This window comes from Streptomyces sp. NPDC058051 (assembly GCF_042885475.1).
Classification (GTDB): domain Bacteria; phylum Actinomycetota; class Actinomycetes; order Streptomycetales; family Streptomycetaceae; genus Streptomyces.
This window is the reverse complement of the sequence record NZ_JBHVRW010000058.1, coordinates 1-6,374: the sequence shown is the minus strand read 5'-3', so window position 1 is coordinate 6,374 and position 6,374 is coordinate 1. Positions and strand designations below refer to the sequence as shown.

General features: G+C 69.6%; 5 protein-coding genes. 1 reads left to right on the top strand and 4 read right to left on the bottom strand.

Going from position 1 to position 6,374, the window contains the following annotated elements; translation table 11 throughout:
* Positions 1–83 precede the first annotated feature (83 nt).
* The 4 genes from ACFVUT_RS37470 to ACFVUT_RS37455 form a co-directional block, all read right to left on the bottom strand.
* Positions 84–1,679, bottom strand: a complete 1,596-nt coding sequence (locus tag ACFVUT_RS37470) for an MFS transporter (protein ID WP_389661204.1) — start codon at positions 1,677–1,679, stop codon at positions 84–86.
* 129 nt (positions 1,680–1,808) lie between these two features.
* On the bottom strand, positions 1,809–3,359 hold the full coding sequence (locus ACFVUT_RS37465; RefSeq protein WP_389661202.1) for an AMP-binding protein: 1,551 nt from the start codon (positions 3,357–3,359) through the stop codon (positions 1,809–1,811).
* Positions 3,328–4,368, bottom strand: coding sequence for a helix-turn-helix domain-containing protein (locus ACFVUT_RS37460; protein ID WP_389661200.1), 1,041 nt, complete (start codon positions 4,366–4,368; stop codon positions 3,328–3,330). Before ACFVUT_RS37460 ends, ACFVUT_RS37465 begins: the two co-directional genes overlap by 32 nt.
* An 11-nt stretch (positions 4,369–4,379) precedes the next feature.
* Entirely contained in the window at positions 4,380–4,616 is a 237-nt protein-coding gene (locus ACFVUT_RS37455; protein WP_389661198.1) for an acyl carrier protein, read from the bottom strand.
* Positions 4,617–5,193: 577 nt separating this feature from the next.
* Between ACFVUT_RS37455 and ACFVUT_RS37450 the strand changes: the two genes are divergently transcribed.
* A partial coding sequence (locus ACFVUT_RS37450; protein WP_389661196.1) for a beta-ketoacyl synthase N-terminal-like domain-containing protein occupies positions 5,194–6,374 on the top strand: 1,181 nt, incomplete at its 3' end.

The window sequence follows — 6,374 nt, the reverse complement described above, 5'->3', positions numbered from 1 at the left end:
GCACATGACAGTGGGCCGGGTACCCCCCCCCGAAGGTGGGGGGAACCGGCCCACTGTCATGTGCGCGGCCGGGGGGCCTGGAGTCAGCCCGCGGTGGGCTGCATCCTTCCGGCGGCCGGGACGGTCGCCGGAGCATCGATGTCGTAAGGGTCCACGGGGTCGCCCGTCTCGATCGGTACCTTGCGCAGCAGCAGCACGACGATCGCGGCGATCACGACCATGGCGCCGGCCCCGGACAGTGCGGCGATCTGGAGGCCGTGCGTGAAGGCCTCACGGCTGGTGGCGATGAGCTCGGCGCCGATCGCGGACGGCTGCTGTGCCGCCACGGTGGCTGCGCCGCCGATGGTGTTCCGTACCGCGCCCAGAGCCTCCCCGCCGAGGCCGGCCGGGTTCACCCCGTTCATGTCGCTGCGGTACACCGCGGAACCGATGCTGCCGATGACGGCGAAGCCGAACGCGCTGCCGAACTCGGTGAACGTCTCCGAGGTGGCCGTGGACGAACCGGCGTGCTCCTTCGGGGCGGAGGTGACCACGATCTCCGCCGTCAGGGTCTTCGACGCCGTCATGCCGGCTGCCATCAGACCCACTCCCACCAGCAGCACCGCGATGTTCGAGTGCACGTCGAGCCGGCTCAGGACGCTGAAACCGATCGCCATCACCAGCATGCCGCTGGCGACGAGGTAGACGGGTTTGACCTTGCGGGACAGTGCCGAGACGACACCGACCGCGGCTCCGATGGCCGGCAGCACCGCGAGCGACCACAGAGACGCACGGAACGGGGTCATGCCCAGCACCATCTGCATGTACTGGTTGGTGAGGATGCTGATGCCCATGAAGGAGAACATCACCATCAGGTTGGTGAGGATCGAGCCGGTGAAGCCGCCGTAGCGGAACAGCGAGATGTCGATCAGTGGGTAGTGCGTCGTGCGCTGGCGCTGGACGAAGGCGATCAGCAGGACGACCCCCACCGCGGCCCAGATCGCGGCGTTGCGGCTGTAGCCGTCGACGACCAGCTCCTTGAGGCCGTAGATGAACGGCATGATTCCGGCCATCGACAACAGGGCGCCGAGCACGTCGAGCTTGCCGCGCGAGGGGTCGCGCCGCTCCGGCAGCAGGATCGGGGCCAGGATCAGCACCAGCACCATGACCGGGGTGTTGATCACGAAGACCGAACCCCACCAGAAGTTGTTCAGCATCAGACCGCCGACCACCGGACCGATGGCGGCACCTGTCGCGAGCGTGCCGCTCCAGGCGGCGATGGCGGTCTTGCGCTGGGCCGAGTCCTGGAACATGTTGCGGATCAGGGCGAGCGAGGTCGGTGTCAGGGTCGCCGCCCCGAGGCCGAGCAGTGCCCGCGCGCCGATGAGCATCTCCGGGCTGTCGGCCGTCGCGGCCAGTGCGGAGGCGATACCGAAGACGGCCGCACCGACGATCAGCAGCTTCCGCCGCCCGAGCCGGTCGCCCACCCAGCCCATCGTGATCAGCGCGCCGGCCAGGACGAAGCTGTAGATGTCCATGATCCACAGCAGCTGGGTGGCGCTCGGCTTCAGAGACTCGCTGATGGGCGTGATGGCGAAGCCCAGCACCGAGATGTCAACGGCGATCAGCAGGGTGACCAGGACGATCACCACGAGGCCGAGCCATTCCTTGAGCCCCGCCCGGGGCTTGATTTCTGTCATGGCAAACGTCCATGCCTTCCTGCTTCCGGACCCCTGAGTACGTAACACGCGGAGCGTATCACATACGCTATGCGTGTTACGTACTCATCGGCGTACTCGATTCCGCGGGCGCACCGCCCGCCTGTGATGTCAGAGCGCCTTGCCGAGCCGTTCCTCGGCCAGGCGGATCAGCGCCCTGCGGTCGATCTTGCGATTCGGGTTGAGCGGGAACTCCGCCGTGTGGAAGAAGTGCCGGGGGATCACGGCCCGGGGGAGCGAGCGGCTCAGCTCACGCGCCAGAGCCACCGCGGGGACGGCCTCGCCGGTGTGGAAGGCCACCAGTTCGACGCTCTCACCCGACCGCACCGGCACGGCCACCCCGTCCTGGACCCCGGGGCAGCCGCGCAACGCCTCGTCTACTTCCGCCAGCTCGACCCGCACTCCGCGCACCTGGACCTGCTGATCCAGCCGGCCCAGATACAACAACTGGCACCCCTCGGCCGACCGGACCCGGTCCCCCGTCCGGTAGTAGCGCAGGCCCTCCCGGACCAGGAACCGGCCGGCGTCGTCGGCGGGGTCGAGATACCCGGCCGTGAGCTGCGGGCCGGCGATGCACAACTCGCCTTCCTCCGGGTGCGGTTCACCGCTCTCGTCCACCATCAGCCACGCATGGCCCGGATGGACCCGGCCGATCGGCACGACACCCGCCGCGGCGATCCGCGGAGAATCCTCGGGCGACCAGCGATGGTGCGTGATGGTGATGGTCAGCTCCGTCGGTCCGTAGAGGTTCTCCACCGATGACTTCGCCGCGGCCCGCTGCCAGTCCTCGACGTCCCGGACCGTCACCGCCTCGCCCGCGAAGAAGCTCCACCGCAACGAGGGCAGCTCCCCGTCGCCCAGCCCGCCCGTCCGCCGGACCAGGCTGATCACGCTGGGTGTGGAGAACCACACCGTGATGCCCTGCTCCGCCACGAACCCCGGCAGGTTCAGGTACGCGCTCGCCGGAACGGCGACCAGCGTGGCGCCCGCACCCCACGCGCAGAACACGTCGAAGACGGCACAGTCGAAGTTCAGATCGAAGTTCTGTGAGAACACGTCGTCGGGGCCGAAGTCGTAACGGGCGTCCAGCAGCCCGAAGTAGTGGGCTCCGTTGGCGTGGGTCACCGGCACACCCTTCGGCCGGCCCGTCGAGCCGGACGTGAACAGCACGTACGCGACTTCGTCCGGCGCGACCGCGCACGGGCACGGCAGCCGCAGCGCGGGATCCGGCACGATCACCTGTCCCTCCCCGGACCAGGCGCCGTCCAGCAGCGCGGGCAGTGCGACCCCGTCCGCCCGCAGCCGCGCCAGTGCCGTGGCGGCCTCACTGTCCACGAACAGCGCCTGCACCCCCGCCGCTTCGAGCATCTGACGTGTGCGCAGCACGGGGAAGGACGGCTGGAGCGGCACCATCGTCACCCCGGTGAACAGGCACGCCAGGATGCCTGTGTAGGCGTCGATGCCCTTCCCCGCCAGCACGCCGACCGTGGCCGGACACTCGGGCAACCCGGCCAGGAGCGAACCTGCCCAGATCAGCGCCCGGTCGTACAGCTCCGTGTAGGTGAGCGAGCGGTCGCCCGCGCGAACGGCGATCCCGTGCGGCGACCGCGCGAGGCCGCGCAAAAACCGGTCATAGAGGGCGTGGGCTGACGTCTGGTCCATGAGGAGTCCCGGAGAGGTGACGGTGGATGGATGAGGTGGACCGGCGCTCACCGCCTGCGGGATCCCCGCCCAGCAGAGCTGGGACGAGAGGGTCACGCCATGGGCCGAGGCGGGCCTCGACGAGCGTGCGCAACGACCCGCTCAGCGCGGGGTCGGCCTCGAAGACGGCCGAACGCAGCGCCGCGCCACCACTGACCGCGATGAGTACGTCGATGAGCTCGGACCAGGAACACGAAGTCGGTGTGCGATGCAACGTGACCCGTGGATTCTTCGCCTGCCACGCCCCCAGGCCCCGGCCCTGCGCCGGGGCCGTCCCGTCCATCAGGACCTGGAGCCGCGCGTACGGATGGGCCTGGGCGACCGTCTCCAGGAAGCCGAGCAGAACGTCGAGTGCGGGTGCCCGACCGGCCGCGGGCCGTGACCGTTCCACGGCCGGAGGACGAAGACGCTCCTCGGCCCAGCGCCCGGACCGCCCGTCCGCCCGCAGGACCACCGCGTGCCACGGCGGCGCGAGACAGACGCCGACGACCGTTCGATGGGCTCCGGGGCTCAGCGGTGGCTCGGCGGGCAGCCGGAAGGACTCCGGCCACCGCGGCCGGACACCCCACTTGCGCCACACCCGGGACACGGTGGAGTGCGCGAGCCCCAGCTCGGCGGCGAGCAGCCGGGACGTCCAGTACGGCGCATCCAGCCGGGCGGGCGGCTTGCCACCGTGCGCGAGCGTGGTGACCAGCACCGCGACCTCGTCGACCGTGGACGGGCGGCCGGGGCGCGGCAGATCGCCCAACGCCTCGATGCCCGCCTCCTCGTACCGGCTCCGCCACTTGATCACCGTCGGCCGGGACACCCTCAGCCGGGCGGCGACATCCGTGTTCGAGGCGCCGTCGGCGGCGAGCAGAACGATCCGCGCGCGCCGGACGAGTCCGGCCGGCGCGGTCGACATCCGGGCGAGCGTCTCCAGCCGCGCCCGGTCACCCTCGTGGAGCCGAAGCGCCGACGCGGTATGCACGGACCCAGTCCTCAGCGCAGACCCTGCAAGGCGTCCCAGAGAAGCTGCGGGGTCTCGAAGATCTCCAACGACAGTGACTCGTCACGGAAATGGACGTCATAGGCGGCTTCGAGAGTGGCCAGGAGCTCGACCATCCCGAGCGAGTCCAGCCCGTAGTCCCGCAGCTGTGTGTCGCCGGTGAGCGGTTCGTCCGGCGGAAGAAAGGACAACTGCTTGCGCAGAAGAGTGTCGAACTGCTCATCCCACATGGTGACTCCGGTTCGGATGCGTTGGGTGGACGCTTCTGGCGAGGCCGCCGTACCGCACTGCCACCGAACCACGGAACCGCCCACGGACAGCCCCGGGGAGTCCGAAGAGACCGACAGGAAGCGACCGTACGGAATACGGAAACGGAATGGGCGGCGCGGAGCGGAGGCTCGGAACGGTCACCCGGCCACGTGCTCGGCAGGAAGCCGTCCCAGGCCGCTGACGCTAGCCCCGACCGACTTGAACCAGTACCCCTACCCGCCCCTATGAAGGCGCGGCCCGGCCGGTGCTGACGGGCCGACGGGCCGCCGACGCGCGGCGCCCCGGCCCCACCGATCGCAGGCCGGGACGGGTACGAGCCGACTCAACTGCCCGGTGCCCGACCCTCGCACCGGCCGGCGGCCCCCTCGCATGCTCTGGGGTGGGCAGGGGCTGGAATGTGGGGACCGCGGCCACGAGTCAGGGGTGGGCAGCCGCCGACCGGCGCCGTAATTTTCCGAGCGGTCCCACTCTTCGTCTCCGCATTGCGCCTCGGGTCCGTAGTCCGCTGCCACGTCATGACACAGGAGGGCATGCTCGGTGAGTAACGAGGAAAAACTTCTCGAGTATCTGCGCCGGGCGACAGCCGACTTGCGTGACGCGCGCAAAAGGCTCGCCGCCGCCGAACGCAAATCCAGCGGTGAGCCGATCGCGGTGGTGGGGATGGCGTGCCGTTATCCGGGTGGGGTGGGTTCTCCGGATGATCTGTGGGATCTGCTGGTGGAGGGCCGGGACGGTGTGTCGGCCTTCCCGGTGGATCGTGGGTGGGATGTGGAGGGTCTGTACGATCCGGAGCCGGGGAAGCCGAATCGTACGGTGACGCGTGAGGGTGGTTTTCTGTACGGGGCGGCGGATTTTGATGCCGGGGTGTTCGGTATCTCTCCGCGTGAGGCGTTGGGGATGGATCCGCAGCAGCGGTTGTTGCTGGAGACGTCGTGGGAGGCTGTGGAGAGTGCGGGGATCGATCCGCTGTCGCTGAAGGGCAGCCGCACCGGCGTCTTCGCCGGCCTGATGTACCACGACTACGCACTCGGTACGGAGGCCGCCGCGACCACCGGCGGAAGCCTGGTGTCGGGACGCGTGTCCTACACCCTGGGCCTCGAAGGCCCTTCGGTCACCGTGGACACGGCGTGCTCGTCGTCGCTGGTCGCCCTGCACCTCGCCGCCCAGGCCCTGCGGTCCGACGAGTGCTCGATGGCGCTGGCCGGCGGTGTGACGGTGATGACCACGCCGGACATGTTCCTCTACTTCAGCCACCAGCGCGGTATGGCGAAGGACGGGCGGTGCAAGTCCTTCGCCGCCGACGCGGACGGCACCGGCTGCTCCGAGGGCGTCGGCGTCCTGATGCTGGAACGTCTCTCGGACGCCCGCAGGAACGGGCACCCGGTCCTGGCCGTCATCCGCGGCAGCGCCATCAACCAGGACGGCGCGTCCAGCAGCATGACGGCACCCAACGGGCCGTCCCAACAACGCGTCATCCAGGCGGCGTTGGAGAACGCCGGGCTGTCGACCGCTGATGTGGACGCGGTGGAGGCGCATGGGACGGGGACGCGGTTGGGTGATCCGATCGAGGCGCAGGCGTTGCTGGCGACGTACGGTCAGGGGCGGGCGGAGGGTGATCCGCTCTGGTTGGGGTCGTTGAAGTCGAATCTGGCTCATACGCAGGCGGCTGCGGGTGTGGGCGGGGTGATCAAGGCGATTCAGTCGATCCGTCACGGTGT

What these genes read in the sequence shown, in the direction of transcription:
- ACFVUT_RS37470 (WP_389661204.1), bottom strand. Translation starts at nt 1,679, where the DNA reads ATGACAGAAATCAAGCCCCGGGCGGGGCTCAAGGAATGGCTCGGCCTC.
- ACFVUT_RS37465 (WP_389661202.1), bottom strand. Translation starts at nt 3,359, where the DNA reads ATGGACCAGACGTCAGCCCACGCCCTCTATGACCGGTTTTTGCGCGGC.
- ACFVUT_RS37455 (WP_389661198.1), bottom strand. Translation starts at nt 4,616, where the DNA reads ATGTGGGATGAGCAGTTCGACACTCTTCTGCGCAAGCAGTTGTCCTTT.